Genomic DNA, 17,052 nt, shown 5'->3' on the forward strand with positions numbered 1-17,052 from the left:
TCCCCAGTCCCAGCCGCCTCCCACGATCGTCGTCCGACCGATCCCGAACCACGTCCCGCTCGACGTGTCCGAGCAGCGTGAAGGGTTCCCCACCGCACCGGACGAGGCGCTGCTGAACTACCTGGCCGCGTTCGCCGAACTCGATGCTGCTAGTGGTTTCAAGCGAGAACTCGCGACCATGGTCGTGCTGGGCGGGGACAGCACACCCGGCGATCGGCCGAACCTGGTCATGACCTTTCCCGACGAGGAGTCGGACGGACTAGACCTGCGCTCCGCACTGGCGAACTTCGAGGTGGCAGAGACCGACCTCCAGCAGTGGGGTTACGAACTCGACAACACGGCGCAAATGTCGGCGGCCGACCGGGTAGTCCCAAACATCGGTGAAGGCAGCCGCATCAGTCCTGGGGTCCGCACGGGCAATCGCGACCACTGGCCCGATGACGTCCGTGACGCCGAAGCAGCCAACGGGCTACAGAGGTTCGCCGCGCGGGTAAGCACAGGCCTCATCGCGTTGACGATGAAGCCTGACTCCAGTGGGACCATGGACGCGAGCGATGTCCTGCACTTCTTCGCGCCACAGCTGAAGGCGCAGGAGCCGGGCGACACGTTCGTACTTGGGACTCACGGTGACCCGAGCTATGCCGAAATGTCGGTCGGTGAAGGTGATAACCCGGTCGAGTTCAGTCGAATCAAGGTTCGCGGTGCTGTACTCGCCAGGGCCATGATGGATACCGCAGAGTTCCAAGAGGTCGCCGCTCTCGGCAAGCTTCGCGTGATCAACCTGCTCATCTGCGATGCGGGTCAGGGCGACCAACAGGGAGTCGCGGCCGAGTTCTACGCGGAGATTCACAGCAACTACCCGAACATCATTGTCAATTAATCGACCCGAAAAACCGGCCCTGGCGCGCTCCGCGGTACACAGTTGCCTATAGTTGCGGTCTATCAAGGCGGGGTGATGATCACTTTTGGCGGTCCTTCGCCGGGCCAGACACCCACGCTCGGAGATGTGCTGGGTCAGCTCCAAACCTGGTCGAGCAAGTCTACGGAGCTCCGCAGTCACTACGCGGCCACTCTGCCCTTATTCGGCATCGTGGACCATGCGTACGCGATGTATAACGCATTGCTGCCCGACCTGCGTGACCGCGGTGTACTGAACTTCCTCCAGGTCGAGGCGCTACTAGCGGCGAAACCGGACTGGGATACAGCAGATCTCGGCTGGCGTGCCGCGCTCGTGGCACTGTTCCAGACGCCCGGCCTGCGGCCACTGCGGGGCGCCGTGACCGGCCGGTCCAACCCGGCGACGGGAGGGTACGCTGCCGTGCCCGTGCCAGCCGTCACAGCGCAGNGCTGGCGTGCCGCGCTCGTGGCACTGTTCCAGACGCCCGGCCTGCGGCCACTGCGGGGCGCCGTGACCGGCCGGTCCAACCCGGCGACGGGAGGGTACGCTGCCGTGCCCGTGCCAGCCGTCACAGCGCAGTTGCTGAGAACCGGCGAGGTTCAGTTAGGCCAGGGCAGGTACGGCATGGCCCCGGCTCGATGGGCTGCCCCCACTGCACCCCCTCAATCGCAGGCCACCCCACCGCAGCCCGCCGGGCAGCACCCGAACTAGATCCCAGAGCCACCGTTTGGCGACGCCAGGCTGGAGCAGGTCATGGCTCACTCCGCTGATGCCGCCTTTAAGCGCCGAGCACGGTCCCACACGCTCACTTGGCGCTCCCTGACATGCCCGCCTTGATCGACGATGCCCTGGAACTGCTACGCGAACACCCAAGGCGCCACTCCTGAGCTTCGAATCTATGCGGAGGGTGGGTGGACTTCTGCAAGGAAGCGCTGCCCTCCCGGAGCCGGTTCGACGTTCGAACCTGCCCGGAAGGGCAGCGAACGAAATCCCCAGGTACTTGGTTCATCGCTTCGTTCCACCGGACGGAACGCCTCCAGTCAATCAGATCGCGTGCTCCATATCTTCGATTGACCTGGAGGTTGAGGTGCGTCAACGAAGGGGAAAACCGAGTGACAAGCGCCCACAGTCCCATGCTTTCGGCCACGGAGACACTCCGTCGCAGCGCCGCAGTAGTGGATGGCGGTTTGCGCGCCGCCGTCGCCCGGCTACCCGACTTGTTGAGCAAAGGTGCGGCCTTTCACTTCGGATGGCACGACGGCGAGCACAACCTTTCCGGTGTGCGCGGCAAGATGATCCGGCCGGCCCTCGTGCTGAGCGCGGCACGACTGGCAGGCGGTGAGCCGACCGATGACACCCTGCGCGCAGGCGTTGCCGTCGAGCTGGTGCACAACTTCTCCTTAGTGCACGACGACTTGGTGGACGAAGATCGAATGCGGCACCGCAGACCTACGGTCTGGGCTCAGTTCGGTTCGGCGTACGCGGTCCAGCTCGGCGATGCGATGCTCGCGCTCGCGAACCTGGTGCTGATGCGCGGTGCTCAAGGTACAACTACCGAACTTTGCGCCGAGCTGAATTCCGCAGTCATGGCCCTGTGCGTCGGCCAGGTCCTCGATGTCGAGTTCGAGACCCGCCCCTTCGTCTCCACAGATGACTATCTGGAGATGGTGACAGGAAAGACTGCGGCTCTCCTGTCAGCTTCATGTGGCCTCGGTGCCCTCACGGGCAGCTCCTCGCCTGCACAACTGTCTGCGCTGCGCCAGTTCGGACACCACATGGGACTGGCGTTCCAGCTCACCGACGACCTGCTCGGGATATTCGGCGATCCTGCCGTCACCGGCAAGCCGGTCGGCGCGGACCTCTTGCGTTACAAGAAGACAATGCCCGTGGTCGCGGCGACGTGCTCCGGTTCGGCCGCAGGTGACGAGCTCAGGGAGATCTACCAGCGGCGAGCGATCACGCGCGATCGGCTGGAGGGCGTGATCGAGCTGGTCGCGTGCGCAGGTGGTCGCGAACGCACGGAGGCCGAAGCGGTAAAGCAATATGACCTGGCCTTGCGCTGCCTCGACGAAGCAGACGGAAATGCTGACGCGACAGCAGAGTTGCGCGATTTGGCCGCCTTGATGATCAAGCGCGACAGGTGAGGTAGCCGATGTCCAGCAACGCCAGCGAGAACGGTTTCGACCCTGATACCAAAGAGCCAGCGCCTCGCGGACATGCGGTCGTGAGCATGGAGCTGCACGACGGGAGCAACGTCGTCCGTTGCACTGCTATCGATCTGGTGCGCGGTTCGCTGCGACGCCGAGGAGTGCAGGTGAGCGAGGTGCCGCAAATCGACGCACAGACTTCGTCGTTCACTGTGTTCAACTCGCCGGTCCACGATCGCAGCGGCCTGTCCGTGTTCGCCGGCGCGTCGCCCGAGGCGTGGGATGCCGTCCGGCACAGCGTCTCCGAGTGGGCTGCGGTCGCCGCGCCCCGACGGGTGCTGCTTGCTTCGCCTAGATCGTTCTGCGCCGGGGTCGAACGCGCCATCGAAATCGTGGAACAGGCACTCGTCACCCGAGGTGCCCCTGTGTACGTCCGCAAGCAGATCGTGCACAACACATATGTGGTCGAGGACTTCGCGAACCGCGGTGCAATCTTCGTAGATGAGCTCGACGAGATTCCTGACGGCGCCACGGTAGTCTTCTCCGCCCATGGAGTGTCGCCAGCAGTGCGAGAAGAGGCCGCGAGACGTCGCCTCGACGTCATCGACGGCACTTGTCCCTTGGTAGCCAAGGTGCACAGCGAGGCGAAGCGCTTTGCTGGGCGTGGCGACACGATCGTGCTGATCGGCCATGCCGGACATGAAGAGGTCGAAGGCACCATAGGCGAAGCGCCGGAGGCCACTGTGCTGGTCGAGAAAGCGGAGGACGTCGCCGAACTCGATCTGCCCGATCCGGGCAGGGTCTCCTACCTCACCCAGACCACGCTCGCCGTGGACGAGACCTCAGCGGTGGTAAACGCGTTGAGGCAGAAGTATCCCTCGCTGCACGAACCCCCGAGTGATGACATCTGTTACGCCACCACAAATCGCCAGAACGCGGTCAACGCCGTGATCGAGGACTCCGACCTCGTGCTGGTCATCGGCTCCGCCAACTCGTCGAACTCCGTGCGACTCATGGAACTGTCTCGCCGCGCAGGCACGCCCGCCCACTTGATCGACAGCGCCACCGACATCCTGCCGATCTGGCTTGAAGGTGTGCGCACCATCGGACTCACCGCGGGGGCATCCGCACCACCATTGCTGGTGAGTCAGGTCGTGTCCGCGCTCCGCGGGCTAGGCGAAATCACGCTCGAGGAGCGCAGCGTGACCGAGGAAACCATCCACTTCGGGCTCCCCTCGGCCGCCCACCGGCGTGCCGACTAACGGAAGCCCCCCGCCACATCGACCGACACGACTCCGTTTGGCACAGGTGAAGACATGACATACAGGTTTCCAGATGTCGCCGGACTCAAGGCGCTCCACCACGACGAACTTCCGCATCTAGCTGAGGAGATTCGGACGTTCCTCGTGAACAAGGTGTGCCGGACGGGGGGACACCTCGGCCCGAACCTGGGTGTCGTCGAGCTCACCATGGCGTTGCACAGAGCGTTCGATTCACCAAAGGACTGGATCATCTTCGACACCGGTCACCAGGCGTACGTGCACAAGATTCTCACAGGGCGCGCTGCGGAGTTCGACTCGCTGCGCCAAACAGACGGCCTGTCGGGCTATCCGCGGGCGGCCGAGTCGGTCCACGACCACGTGGAGAACTCACACGCCTCGACAGCATTGTCCTATGCGGACGGACTGGCGAAGTCGTGTCGGTTGCGCGGTGATACAGACAGGCACGTCGTCGCGGTGATCGGTGACGGCGCGATGACCGGTGGTCTCGCCTGGGAAGGCTTGAACAACCTGGGCGCTAGCGGGGACCCGGTCGTCGTGGTGCTCAACGACAACGGACGCTCCTACGACCCAACGGTTGGAGGACTCGCCCAGCACCTGGCCGCGCTGCGCTGCGGTGGCGCCGGCACCAACAACCTGTTCCAACTCATGGGCCTGAGTTACCTCGGTCCGGTGGACGGGCACGACGTGGTCGCAGTCGAAGGCGCGTTGAGGGAGGCCACCGCGCGGCGCTCACCGGTCGTCGTCCACTGCGTCACGGAGAAAGGCCGCGGATACCAACACGCGGAGGACGACGAGGCAGATCGCATGCACGGCGTCGGCGTGATGGACCCTGTTTCGGGCAAGGCCGCGCCTTCGAGCGCGCGGAGCTGGACGAGCCTGTTCGGGGACGTCATCACAGAAATCGGCGCGCAACGCGACGACCTCGTAGCCATCACCGCCGCCATGCTCCGGCCCGTCGGTCTCGAGGGCTTCGCCGCCCAGTTCCCCGACCGGGTCTTCGACGTCGGCATCGCCGAGCAACACGCCGTGGCCTCTGCAGCCGGCCTGGCAATGGGAGGGAGGCACCCCGTTGTCTGCCTTTACGCCACTTTCCTCAACAGGGCCTTCGACCAGACTCTGATGGACGCCGCCCTGCATCAGCTCCCGGTGACGTTTGTGCTCGACCGCTCCGGAATCACTGGTCCTGACGGTCCGAGCCACCACGGTGTGTGGGACATGGCACTGCTCGGCCATGTGCCCGGCATGCGGATTGCCGCACCACGGGACGCCGACCAGCTCTCCGCACTGTTGCGCGAAGCCGTCGAGGTCTCGGACGGCCCCACGGCTGTTCGCTTCCCCAAGGCGAACGTCGGACCGTCCATTCCGGCGCTGCAGCAGATGGACGGTCTAGACATCCTGCACCGGAGTTCCAGGCTTCCGCTCGACATACTGATCATCGCGGCGGGAGTAACAGCGCCTGCCGCACTGGAGGCTGCGACGCTCGTTGAACAGCAGGGCTGCGGTGTCACAGTCGTCGACCCGAGGTGGGTCCTGCCGATCAACCCAACGCTGGTCCATCTCGCCGCCCGACACCGACTGGTGCTCACCGTCGAGGACGGTGTGCGCAACGGTGGTTTGGGAACCGCTCTGAGCCAAGCCCTGGCCGATGCAGGGATCAGCATCCCGACAGTGAACCTAGGCGTGCCGGAGTCCTTTCAGGCGCACGGCAGCCGGGAGGCCATCCTCGCATCGTGTGGTCTCGACGGCATGTCAATCGCGCAAATGGCGCTGAGCTCGCTACCTGAAGCGGTCGGCAATGGGCTCAGCTCGGCGGAGGTGGCGTGATGGGCGTGCCTCTGGGCCTACCCACCATGCCGCCGCCGGTGCTGGCCCAGCGGCGACGAACCCGGCAGATCCAGGTGGGCAAGATCGGTGTCGGCAGCGATCACCCGGTGTCGATCCAATCGATGACAACCACCCTGACCGCCGACGTGAACTCGACGTTGCAGCAGATCGCGGAGCTGACCGCGGCAGGGTGCGACATCGTGCGTGTTGCCTGCCCGTCGCAGGACGACGCGGACGCATTGCCGATGATCGCACGCAAGTCGCAGATTCCGGTGATCGCCGACATCCACTTCCAGCCGAGGTACGTGTTCGCCGCGATCGAGGCCGGATGCGCCGCGGTGCGGGTCAATCCAGGCAACATCAAGAAGTTCGACGACCGAGTCGGCGAGATCGCCCAGGCGGCCAAGGAAACCGGCACCCCGATACGGATCGGGGTGAACGCCGGTTCGCTGGACGAGCGGCTTCTCTCCAAGTACGGCAAGGCCACGCCCGAAGCACTGGTCGAGTCCGCGCTGTGGGAGGCGTCGCTGTTCGCTGAGCACGACTTCCACGACCTCAAGATCTCTGTGAAGCACAACGATCCCGTTGTCATGGTGAGGGCGTACGAACTGCTCGCCGAACGGTGTGACTATCCATTGCATCTCGGCGTCACCGAGGCTGGGCCCATGTTCCAGGGAACGATCAAGTCCGCTGTCGCCTTTGGCACCCTGCTGGCGAAGGGCATCGGCGACACGATTCGCGTGTCGTTGTCGGCGCCTCCGGTCGAGGAGGTCAAAGTCGCCACCCAGATCCTGCAGTCCCTCAATCTACGCCCGCGCAGACTTGAGATCGTTTCGTGCCCTTCCTGCGGACGCGCCCAGGTCGATGTCTACAGGCTGGCGAATGAGGTGTCAGCCGCGCTGCAGGACATGGAGATTCCGCTTCGGGTGGCAGTGATGGGCTGCGTCGTCAACGGTCCTGGCGAGGCACGTGAAGCAGATCTCGGTGTTGCCTCCGGTAACGGGAAAGGCCAGATCTTCGTCAAGGGCCAGGTCGTCAAGACCGTTCCCGAACACATGATCGTGGAAACGCTCATCGAGGAAGCCATGCGCATCCACGAGGAGATCACAGAAGACGTTGCGTCGTAACTGCCAGGCTCGTGGCGACGGCAGCGCGGATCCGCGCTGTGGTCACGTGTTGGCGGGCACCAACCGGAGATGGCCTCGACCCCGATCCGGAAGAACGAGCAGAGGCGGCTCGAACCGTACTGCATTGGCGAGTTCGGCGAGTTGATCTCCGCATGTTGTCCGTCAACGCTGACCCGGACCAGGTCTCCCGTGCGGCGGTTGGGGGCAGCTCAGCGCCGAGATGTCGTGACCAAGCAGGTGAGGCCGGCGGGTGTGAGCGATCTCGCCCTCGCCTGAGCACTCGGCCAGGTTGGTGCGGATCATCGCCAGACTGCGTGGTGAGGCCGTTCGCGAGCAGAGCAATTAGCTGAGGCTGGCACATCCCCCCTCCCCCCGGACATCGTGGACGACGGGGGACAGCCCATCCGATCTCCGTGGTGAGCTGCTCCCCCTGAGCGCCATGCCAACTGTTCGCCTGGGCTCCCGCGACTGAGGAGTGCCCCTGCCAAGACTAGGACTTCGCCCCAGTCATCCGAGACTCCTCGCGGCATAGGCTGGTTCCTGCGAAATCACACAGCCGAACGGAGGTAGCAGGATGCCAGCCCTCGCCAAGACCCTGGACGGCGAACTGCCCGCCCAGATCAAAACGGCAGCGAAGGCATTGCTGCTGCTCGACGCCTTCGGGTCCAGCGCGGAGATCGTCGGCGTCTCCGAGCTGTCCCGTCGATCACACATGCCGAAATCGACCACGCACCGCGTTCTGCGCATCCTGGTCGACACAGGTTTCGTTCATCACTTGCCGAGTGGATACCAGCTCAGTCGCCAAGTCTCCCGGCTGGCGATCTCATCATCGACAGCAAGCGCGCAGTCACTACGGACAGCCTTGTTGCCGTGTTTGGTAGATCTGCACCACGCAACGGAAGCGCCGGTGTCACTGTCTGTCGTGGAGGGTGGCGTAGTGCGATGCATCGAGCGCGTGCACGGCCTCCGTCAGGCCGCGCTTGCCAAGACCACGCCAGACGATGTAGCCGTGCACACGAGCGCATCAGGCAAGGTGCTTCTCGCATTCGCGCTGCGTGGCGACTCGACGGTCGAGCCCATGGCGAGTCACGTGGTCATGTCAGAACTCGATCGCATCAGAGCCGATGGCATTGCGATCCAGCAAGCTGTTGCCCCCGCCGGAATCACCATGATCGCCGCGCCGGTCCTGGGTACTGGCCACGCCGCGATGGCAGCATTGTCGGTGCTGGTGACCGGCCCACGTGTTCGACTGAACCAGGTCGCGACGCAGCTCCGCTCAGCAGCGCGCATCTGCACACAGATCGTCGCCGCTCAGCGGCGAGGCACGTACAGCACTTCACCCGCAGCCTGATCCGGCCTCGCCGGGTGTGTATCACCCTCCTCATCCTCACCGCGATGTGGCCGAGCACCAGCTTGGTGACTTCGCAAGGCTGAGCGCTCGTCTCAGCGGAACAAGTGCCCCAGCTACCCCGATTGCGCGCCTCTAGGTGCAGAACTGTTGCATTACGCGGAACACGGAGTTGCATCTGACTCACGCATGTCACATCGCGGAGACGGGGTGCAAGCCATGACAGCAACAGTTCCTGCACCGCCGAAGTGCGCCGTACGCCAGCACGTTCTCCGGCGGCACGCCGAAGACGATCGACAGATCAGACAAACCAGCTCGTTGCCGCTGTGGACTGGCTTTTCCGAGGATCAGGGAACCCCGGACAATCAGCTGCTCAGTACGGCCGTTCACTGCCTTTGGCAAGGCGACTGGGCAAGAGTCACGGCGATACTGCCTCGCCTCCGAGTGTGCGCACCAGGTCCGTTGAAGGACCTGGTGATGGGTGCGTACGCGCTTATGGCGAGCGCAGGCGAGGACGCTGAAAGACTGCTGCTGCGGGCCTTGAAGGCGGCCAGACGTGCTCCCGGACTGGAAGCCGTAGCATCGATGGCCGAAACGTGGCTGGCCACACTGCATCTGCTGACCACTTGTGAACGTGCCCTTCCAGTGTTGAGACAGCTGGCTTCCCAACCGGATGCGGCTCCGCCGCTCGCAGACCGGGTGAAGCTGCTGTCCGGTGTCACCATGGCGTTTCTGGAGGGTCCAGACGCCGGCCTCGAGGCGTTGCTGGAAGAGAACACCGTGGGATCACCGGCGTTGGTCGGCATGCTAAGGCTGGTCAATGGCGACCTGTGCAGGGGCAGGAACGACATCGACACTGCCATCACCTCGGCCCGGCGTTCGGGCGCGGTGCTCGGCCTGCCAGCACACTCCCTTTCATCTGTGGCCTCGTACCTGCTCGGCGACTGGGAACGTGCACTCATCGACGGCTTGCACGGCGCTGTCATGGCGGCGAACCAGCCGCTGGCCGCTCCGTTCGCTTACGCGATCGCCTCCTGGGTCCCGGCAGGCAGAGGCGAGTGGGACCGGGCAGAAGAGCTGCTTCGCGCCGCTGAGGCCGCCGCAAGCGAGCTCACCGTGAGATGTACGCGCTACACGATGCCGATCATCGCCATTGGACGTGCCGTGCTGGCGCAGGCACGTGGTGACCACCAAGAAATGACACGGGCGTTGGAACCGGTGGTCACACTTCCCGACGCGGGCATGCGTAAGCTCACCACAGCTTGGTGGCTACCTTTGCACGTGGAAGCGCTCATCGGTATCGGCGACTTCGGGGCCGCGGTGAGAGAGTTGACCGTCTTACGTGGACACTCAGACCGTATCAAGAGTCTGCGTCTTGTGACGGCCTGGCTCGCGGGTCGCCTCGCCGAAGCACGCGGCGACCTTTCCACAGCGGTGGCGTCCTATCGGCACGGAACTGTCTGTGACGTCGGCCCTGACGACGTCCCTCTTCACCGAGCCTTGCTCGAAGACGCGCTCGGTCGCATGCTGGAGTCGTCGGCCTGGTCAAGATCGGCCGCGCGCAGGCTGCAGGAGCTCGGCGCCGACGCCTTCAGACAGCGTCTCGACCGTCCGATGCCTGAACAGCGCGTCCGGCTCAGCGATCGGGAGGCTGGCATCATGCACCTGGTCGGGCTCGGGCTCACCAACCGGGAGATCGCCGAGAAGTTGTTCATCAGCAAGAAGACCGTCGAGTACCATCTGACGAACCTCTACGCCCGGCTCAACCTGCCGAACCGCCGGCACCTCCGTGATCTCGTGCAACGGCAGTCCTACGAGCCCACAGCGCGTGGTGATCTACGGGATACCTCGCCGAGCGAGGTCTGGGCGTGACGTTCCTACAGCACCGGTCGTCCAGAACGCCTGCCAGCAATGACGCCCAGGAAACCGACACAATGCGACGACCGGCAGAGAAGACGACGGCCGAAGTACTGGCCCGCCGAGAGGTTCTACTGTGGTCACAGAACTCCCCAGGGCCCAAGACAGCACGGAACGGCAAAGCTGTGCTGGGGACAACCCTGATGACCACCCGTGAGGTTCGACTTGGCCTGGGCGTGCGCGACTTCGCCGGATCGGTCACACGCCCACAACTCCGCACCAGTCAGTTCAACCAGTCCTGCGAGCGTCTCGGAATCCACATCCGACCAGAGAGCGGTACCGGTGGTCTCGGTGGCCCTTGGTTGCAGGCGACCGCGCAATCACAGCCGATCACCAAACCTCGTTCCCCTCGTGATACCGGTTGCGGGTGGAGACGAGATGGGCTGATTCCGGGCTGCGACTCGTCTACATCAGACACAGTAAGAATCACATCTGAACCTGATCGGCGATTCTGGACGTGTAGCTCTGCACAGGACCAGGAACCGCACGCTCACACCGCGTCGAGAGGGGCATCTGGTGGACCAGTTCAGGGCTGTCGTACCGCGCTCACTCGTTCATCGCGCTGCGAACAAGTTGCACCTCCCGGTATGGCACGAGGTCCAGGCATTCGTGCAGCGCGCGGAGATCAGAAAACATCCGCTGTGGACTGACCCACCCGTCGACGCGCTCGGGCAACCGCTTCTCCTGATCGGAGGGATGTGCAGCACCGGGCAACTGCTGGCGCCTCTGCACGACGTGCTGCTCAGGCTCAACTTCCGCTGCGTGCTTGCTCCCACCGGGCTTGGCCTGGATTGCAGTGAAGCGATAGTGCGGCGCAGCGAGAGCACGCTCTTGCGACTGGTGGACGCCACTGGAAGGCCTGCGATCATCGTCGGGCACAGTCGAGGAGGGCAGATCGGACGAGTGCTCGCGGCGCGGCGTCCTGATCTGGCTGGTGGACTGATCACCCTGGGCAGCCCGCTGACCCGGCAACTGGGCGTCAACCCGTGGCTGTTCGCACACCTGTCCGTGATCGCTATCGCCGGTTCGCTCGGTGTGCCAGGCCTGATGCGCACCTCGTGCGGATGGGGTTCCTGCTGTCAAAGGTTCCGGGCAGAGCTCGTCGGAGCCCTCCCCGAACAGATTCCGTTCACCAGCGTCTACTCGCGACGCGACAGCATTGTCGACTGGCGGAGCTGCCTCGACCCCGCTGCGCGGCACCGTGAAGTCGACACAGCTCACGGTGCATTGCTCTGGGCTCCCGAGAGCCTCCTGGCTCTCGTAGACGAACTAGTGGGAATGCTGAGGCAGCCTCACGACAAAGAACTCGCCGCAAGTTGACTCGGGCTACGAGGTCCGCGTTGGCCGTCATGGGTCCTACCGTTCCATTGGCGCACTGATGTCGTCAGGCCAAGCCGAACTTCTCGGCATGTATCTGAGCCTTCGGCACTCTCAGCCGACGAAGTCCACTCAGCACGGTCGTGGTCATCGCAGGCGGACCGCACACGTACACGTCGCGTGCAACGATGTCGGGCACCAGCTGATGCAATGCCTCCGGTTCGAAAGGCCTAGCCCCCATGCTGGTCCGCCCGGTGAGCAGGTGCAACCGTCCGCGGCGGGCCTCGATTAGTTGTCGCAACTCGTCGAGCAGCACGGCGTCATGCTCGTCGCGCACCCGGTAGAGCACGACGAAGTCGCCAGGTGTGCGCTCCTGCAACAGGGCTCGGACGGGTGTGATCCCGACGCCGCCCGCGATCAGCAGTACCCCCGGCCGGGTTCTGTGCAGTGATGTGAACGCCCCGTATGGCCCTTCCACGAACACGCGGGCTCCAACTCGCAGGTTGCGCAGACTCGCGCTCGTCTTGCCGACAGCCTTGGCGGTCAGCCGCAGAGCGCGTCCGTCGGGCGCGGCGGACAGCGAGAACGGGTTCGCCAGCCACCAGTGGTTGTGCCCAGGGAACCGCCAGATGCAAAACTGGCCGGCATCGGCTGGCAGCCTGTGGAGCTCTCGACCAGTGACGTACACCGACACCACAGTGGGCGACTCCGGTACGACAGCCGCGACCCGGAACTGGTGCCGACGATTGCGCATCAGCGGCACCGCGACTCGCCCGACGACCAATGAGCCGAAGGCGAACAGCCACAGGGCCCACCAGTAGGTCATGGCGAAGGCAGAAGAGGCGAACGTCGTGGTCTCCAGCAACTGGTGTGCAAAGGCAAGTCCGAGCGCCACGTACAACAACAAGTGCAGTCCGTGCCATGTCTCGTATTGCAGACGCCGCCGGGCGAACCGCGTCGAAGAAACCCCGATCATCACAATGATCGTGGCCGCGAACATTCCGATCAGCGAAGCGGGAACCCCGGCCAGGGCTAGGAACGTCGCGGTCACGGACGCGTCGTCCAAGGTCGCGTATCCGAGCACGACGATCATGGCGTGCGCGGCCACTGTCCACAGCAGGACAAAGCCGACCCACCGGTGCCACACCGTCAAGCGATCCATGCCGATGCGCCGGTCCAACCAGGGCAACCGTGCCACCAGAAACAGCTGGAACAGCAGGAACAACGCCGCGTGCAGGCCAAAGAACTTGGCAACGGTGAGGACCTCGTTCTTACCCTCGCCCGCAGTCAGGAACAGGAACTCGACGATCACCAGGTTGATGACGACGAACGTCCACAGCATCAGCCGCGCTTGGACGACGGGAGCCATGCCGTCCTGCCGGATGCGCGAGTTCGTTTTCACGTGATCACCCTTCACGTAGTGGTGTTGTCGAGGCTGGCGTCTGAAGACACGGCACCGCAGGAGTACCCGGAGCGAACAGCCTTCCAGCACGCGTCGTTCGTTCCTTGACTGACGTCATTCCTGCACGAGGTTCTCCTGCCCGGACAGCAGTTCACGCAGTGTGCTTATCGCGTAGTACGACCTCGACTTGGCCGTGCCCTCACGGATCCCCAGCACGCTGGCCGCGTTCACGATGGTACGGCCGCGCAGGTAGGTCTCGAACAGAACTTCGCGGTGCTCAGGCGAAAGTCGGTTCAACGCGTCGGACACAACGATGGAGTTGAGCACGCGGTCGGTGCGGTCGCACTCGCTGGGTTCCTGATCATAGGAAGCCGAGACCTCCTGAGGGCGCTTGGACTTCGCGCGCATCCTGTCGATGAAGATGTTGCGGGCGATTGTGAACAACCAGGCGCGCACTGGGGCCTCGCGATCGCGGATACCTTCGGGATGCCTCCACGCACGAAGAAGGGTCTCCTGCACCACGTCTTCGGCCGTAGCCCAGTCACCACCGGACATGCGCGTCACGTACGCCAGCAGCGCCCTGCCGTGCGACTGGTACAGCGACCGCACAAGGGCCTCGTCCCGTGCCGTGGTGGGCGATCTCATCTCGTCCCCCTTGCGTGGGAGTTGGTTCGCTGGACTTCCAGTCAACAGACTGAACTTCCGTCCTTGCGCCTTGCACCGTTCGGTCGACCAAATGCACTCATTGCCCGGCGAAACCGCCCTTCTTCTCCTCGCCTCCGATGCCTCAACCGAAGACCGCAACCAACTGTGTCGCTCGCTGCACGCTGCGTGACCTCACTCGTTCCATCTCCGAACGAGACGTAGTCGTCACCCGCACCACCCATCGCAGTGCACGCTCCCCCACAACTGTCCTCTCCACATCGACCACTGTCGCGACTGCTGACCATCCGTCCACGACGGACCGCAACGCGCCTCGACGCGGACGTGTCTCACGGGCAACGCGCCCTATCCGTACGTCCACGTTCGCGACGAAACCCTCGATGAACCGGCCGAGCGAGCTCCACCTGCTGCCGGATGTGAATGACCGGCTGATGCGACCGGCACGTCGGCCGGGTTGACTGAGAGTCCCGGTGACGATTCTGTCCACTGTGGTCTGGCGCGTTGGTCATCCCGTCCAACACCGAGAGCGCGGCCGAAATCCATCAGCGCGCACCGATCGACGACCGCATAGAGGCGTCACACCGGATTCATCGCGCTTCCTGAGCGCGGCGACGCTGTCCACATGATCGGACCGCTTGCCCCTCGACGCAGCCCAGGTCGCCCGTGAGTGCCACTCGTGCCCGCACGACGCTGATCACCCTTTTGCACAGCATGACCCCTGTCGGGGATGAGCTAACAGGAACCCTGCGGCAACATGATCTTATCCTCTCGTGCGATCGGCCAGGCTGGAGCAGAACCTGTGCCCGCGCTGCGGGCTCCACGTGGTCAACCTGTGGCGAGAACCTCAACGTTCCCTCAACGGAAACCAGAGGCTGCCCGTCGGTGCACATCAGGCCACTCGATGTTCGCGCATCCTCATACCGGAATTAGCTTCGCAGGTCGGCATCGACCGACCGCCCGGCATGGAAGGAGGAGCGGGATGATCAGCGCAGCAAAGGTAACAAACTCTGCGACAGTGGCTCTGCACTGTGGGGGATTCATCGGTCTCTTCGCAGGAAATCTCCCCTCGGCGATGCTGCCGGAGGTCGGCCGGACATATGGGGTGTCAAGCGCTACAGCCGCGTACGGCCTCACCGCTTTCCTGGTTCCCGCCTCAGTGCTGTTGCTGTGGTCCGGCACGTTGGCCACCCGGTGGGGCGCCGCACGCACCACCCGTGTTGCATACCTGATCTTCGCTGCGGCGACGGTCGTCTGCGTGGTCAGCAAGTCGTTCGAGGTGTTCATCGCCGGACGGTTCCTACAAGGGCTCGCGACCGCGTTCTTCTCACCGCTTCTAGTGGTCGCGCTTGCTGCCACAACACGTGAGGATCGACTCGGCCGCACCATGGCGCGCTTCGCCTCGACCCAAGCCGCAGCAGTCACCTTCGCCCCGATCGTTGGCGGCTTGGCCGCTGAGGCGAGCTGGCGCATCGCGTTCGCGGTGACCGCCGTACTCGCGATCGCGTTGGCACTCAGCCCTGTCCCCATGCCCAGCAGGCCTGACCGCGGGGCACAACCGGTGACACTGCGTTCCGCGCTGCGGCCGGCGGTGCTCAGGATCGGGTTGTCATCGCTGATCAGCAAGGCCTGCATCGGCGGCCTTGCATTCATGGTGGCACTGCGCGCGGAAGACGTCTTCAACCTTGGCCCGGCACTGAGGGGGCTGGTGCTGACCGGTTTTGGGCTTTGCGCACTTCTCGGCGGCTCGTTCGTCGGGCGGCTCGTCGACCGACTGGGCGCGGCAGGCGCCGCCGTGGCGGGTTCGATCTGCGGCGCGCTGTTGGTAGTGTTCGCCGGAATCCTGCCGTCCCCGGTCACGATGGCCGCAGCTTGGTCCCTCGCCGGAATGGCCGCGCAGTGGGTGACGGTGTCGCTGAGCACGATGTCGTTGAAGGACAAGGGCGTCAACCACGCCGGGGAAGTGTCCGTGGTCCAGGCTCTGCGCAACGCAGGCGGAGCTGCCGCCCCGGTTGCGTTCGCTCCGCTCTATTCATTGGTCCCGCTAGCCGGATTCGCGGTGCCAGCGATCCTGCTCGCAACATCGATCCCGCTGTTGCTGAGGCGACGGTGATCAATTCCTGTCAGCAACTGTTGTGCTGACCGGAAGGGCATCGAACCACCCTACACAGGGGAAGCAATCGCTGCCGAGCTGGCCACCGTGGAGCATGTGGCGTCTCATCGAGGAAACATCACTTGGTCTCCCCGATTCGAGATGATCGCCATGACCGACGCCGTGCATCTGATGAAATGCCTGTCCAACCGCGAAATGGCTCTCCTGCGCGCAGTGGCCGCCGGACGCGCGCAGATGTCCCACAGTTGCGAACCAGACCTGTTCATCGACGGTATGGCATCGTGCGACCAATCGGCCGCACGACACTTGGCACACGCTGGACTCATCGAGCCCGTTGTGCCGGCCGCCGTGGGAACGTTCACTCGCGCGCGTCTGACGCTCCTCGGTGCGTCCGTCCTCGCCCACGAGTCGAAGCCCGCATGACAGGCGCGAACCAGGCCGAAGGCTTGGTCAAACTCCGCAGTTCGGTCGTCACGCCCAACACGTGAACCGCAATCTGCGTGCCGCAGGCCGACTGTCAGTGCAGCGATCCGTCCACTGAAGTCTACATCGGACTTTCTGGAACCTCTGCCGACAGCGAGGTTGGGAACGTCACTGAACCACGCGTGCATCGACTACCCCGCAACTGAGACTCGTAGTACGAGTCCCACGTAACGGTGCCACCGAGAACGTCATGGATGTCGAAGGCGACCACGTCGACCGCGTGGAGGTCCTCGCGAACGACTTCTTCTGCTGCGATTCTCATGGCGTCCAACGCGAACTCCTCATCCCGTGGGTAATGCTGGACGACACGGGCAGGTACCAAAACTGATTCGGCGCCACATGAACGATGGCACAAAGGTGTCAGACACCTCGCCCAGGTGACCATGTCCTCACGCACGGCCTTGCCACGCTACCTAGACCAGACAACGTGGTAGTGCTCATCAGGTTCTGAACTGCAACGAGTGCACCACCTTGCTTCAGGCGCTCGGTGACGTGATCAAGGGGGTGTCGGCGTGACTGCGATCGACCTCGGG

13 protein-coding genes are annotated in these 17,052 nt (G+C 64.1%); 11 read left to right on the top strand and 2 right to left on the bottom strand.

Annotation, left to right across the window (positions count from 1 at the left end; translation table 11 throughout):
• Positions 1-64: 64 nt before the first annotated feature.
• The 8 genes from LFM09_RS48085 to LFM09_RS48120 all read left to right on the top strand — a co-directional run bounded on the left by LFM09_RS48085 (position 65) and on the right by LFM09_RS48120 (position 11,864).
• Positions 65-880 carry a hypothetical protein gene (locus tag LFM09_RS48085; protein WP_414103362.1) on the top strand — a complete coding sequence of 272 codons (816 nt, stop codon included), beginning with the start codon at positions 65-67 and terminating at the stop codon, positions 878-880.
• Between the two features lie 1,205 nt (positions 881-2,085).
• Positions 2,086-3,042, top strand: coding sequence for a polyprenyl synthetase family protein (locus LFM09_RS48090; RefSeq protein ID WP_414103363.1), 957 nt, complete (start codon positions 2,086-2,088; stop codon positions 3,040-3,042).
• A gap of 8 nt (positions 3,043-3,050) precedes the next feature.
• A complete protein-coding gene (locus LFM09_RS48095; protein WP_414103364.1) occupies positions 3,051-4,307 on the top strand; it encodes a 4-hydroxy-3-methylbut-2-enyl diphosphate reductase in 1,257 nt (418 codons plus the stop codon).
• Positions 4,308-4,361: 54 nt separating this feature from the next.
• On the top strand, positions 4,362-6,152 hold the full coding sequence (locus tag LFM09_RS48100) for a 1-deoxy-D-xylulose-5-phosphate synthase (protein WP_414103365.1): 1,791 nt from the start codon (positions 4,362-4,364) through the stop codon (positions 6,150-6,152).
• Positions 6,152-7,279 carry a flavodoxin-dependent (E)-4-hydroxy-3-methylbut-2-enyl-diphosphate synthase gene (gene ispG, locus LFM09_RS48105; protein ID WP_414103366.1) on the top strand — a complete coding sequence of 376 codons (1,128 nt, stop codon included), beginning with the start codon at positions 6,152-6,154 and terminating at the stop codon, positions 7,277-7,279. Before LFM09_RS48100 ends, ispG begins: the two co-directional genes overlap by 1 nt.
• Before the next feature lie 574 nt (positions 7,280-7,853).
• Positions 7,854-8,630 carry an IclR family transcriptional regulator gene (locus LFM09_RS48110; RefSeq protein ID WP_414103367.1) on the top strand — a complete coding sequence of 259 codons (777 nt, stop codon included), beginning with the start codon at positions 7,854-7,856 and terminating at the stop codon, positions 8,628-8,630.
• Between the two features lie 459 nt (positions 8,631-9,089).
• Positions 9,090-10,499 (top strand): response regulator transcription factor, encoded by a 1,410-nt coding sequence (locus tag LFM09_RS48115; protein WP_414103368.1) that lies wholly within the window; start codon positions 9,090-9,092, stop codon positions 10,497-10,499.
• Between the two features lie 561 nt (positions 10,500-11,060).
• Positions 11,061-11,864, top strand: coding sequence for an esterase/lipase family protein (locus tag LFM09_RS48120; protein WP_414103369.1), 804 nt, complete (start codon positions 11,061-11,063; stop codon positions 11,862-11,864).
• Between the two features lie 64 nt (positions 11,865-11,928).
• On the opposite strand, the gene LFM09_RS48125 is transcribed toward LFM09_RS48120, so the two are convergent.
• Together LFM09_RS48125 and LFM09_RS48130 are read right to left on the bottom strand one after the other, a co-directional pair.
• A complete protein-coding gene (locus tag LFM09_RS48125) occupies positions 11,929-13,263 on the bottom strand; it encodes a ferric reductase-like transmembrane domain-containing protein (protein ID WP_414103370.1) in 1,335 nt (444 codons plus the stop codon).
• A gap of 114 nt (positions 13,264-13,377) precedes the next feature.
• Positions 13,378-13,908 (bottom strand): sigma-70 family RNA polymerase sigma factor, encoded by a 531-nt coding sequence (locus LFM09_RS48130; RefSeq protein WP_414103371.1) that lies wholly within the window; start codon positions 13,906-13,908, stop codon positions 13,378-13,380.
• Between the two features lie 997 nt (positions 13,909-14,905).
• Here LFM09_RS48130 and LFM09_RS48135 point away from each other — a divergent pair.
• The 3 genes from LFM09_RS48135 (at position 14,906) to LFM09_RS48145 (ending at position 16,847) form a co-directional block, all read left to right on the top strand.
• Complete coding sequence (locus LFM09_RS48135; RefSeq protein WP_414103374.1) at positions 14,906-16,036, top strand: MFS transporter; 1,131 nt, start codon at positions 14,906-14,908, stop codon at positions 16,034-16,036.
• A gap of 150 nt (positions 16,037-16,186) precedes the next feature.
• Complete coding sequence (locus LFM09_RS48140; protein WP_414103372.1) at positions 16,187-16,459, top strand: hypothetical protein; 273 nt, start codon at positions 16,187-16,189, stop codon at positions 16,457-16,459.
• Positions 16,460-16,709: 250 nt separating this feature from the next.
• Complete coding sequence (locus tag LFM09_RS48145; RefSeq protein WP_414103373.1) at positions 16,710-16,847, top strand: hypothetical protein; 138 nt, start codon at positions 16,710-16,712, stop codon at positions 16,845-16,847.
• Positions 16,848-17,052: the final 205 nt, after the last annotated feature.

Source organism: Lentzea alba (assembly GCF_047445655.1).
GTDB classification, from domain to species: Bacteria; Actinomycetota; Actinomycetes; order Mycobacteriales; family Pseudonocardiaceae; genus Lentzea; species Lentzea alba_A.

What these genes read in the sequence shown, in the direction of transcription:
- LFM09_RS48145 (WP_414103373.1), top strand. Translation starts at nt 16,710, where the DNA reads ATGGATGTCGAAGGCGACCACGTCGACCGCGTGGAGGTCCTCGCGAAC.
- LFM09_RS48100 (WP_414103365.1), top strand. Translation starts at nt 4,362, where the DNA reads ATGACATACAGGTTTCCAGATGTCGCCGGACTCAAGGCGCTCCACCAC.
- LFM09_RS48095 (WP_414103364.1), top strand. Translation starts at nt 3,051, where the DNA reads ATGTCCAGCAACGCCAGCGAGAACGGTTTCGACCCTGATACCAAAGAG.
- LFM09_RS48110 (WP_414103367.1), top strand. Translation starts at nt 7,854, where the DNA reads ATGCCAGCCCTCGCCAAGACCCTGGACGGCGAACTGCCCGCCCAGATC.
- LFM09_RS48140 (WP_414103372.1), top strand. Translation starts at nt 16,187, where the DNA reads ATGACCGACGCCGTGCATCTGATGAAATGCCTGTCCAACCGCGAAATG.
- LFM09_RS48135 (WP_414103374.1), top strand. Translation starts at nt 14,906, where the DNA reads ATGATCAGCGCAGCAAAGGTAACAAACTCTGCGACAGTGGCTCTGCAC.
- LFM09_RS48130 (WP_414103371.1), bottom strand. Translation starts at nt 13,908, where the DNA reads ATGAGATCGCCCACCACGGCACGGGACGAGGCCCTTGTGCGGTCGCTG.
- ispG (WP_414103366.1), top strand. Translation starts at nt 6,152, where the DNA reads ATGGGCGTGCCTCTGGGCCTACCCACCATGCCGCCGCCGGTGCTGGCC.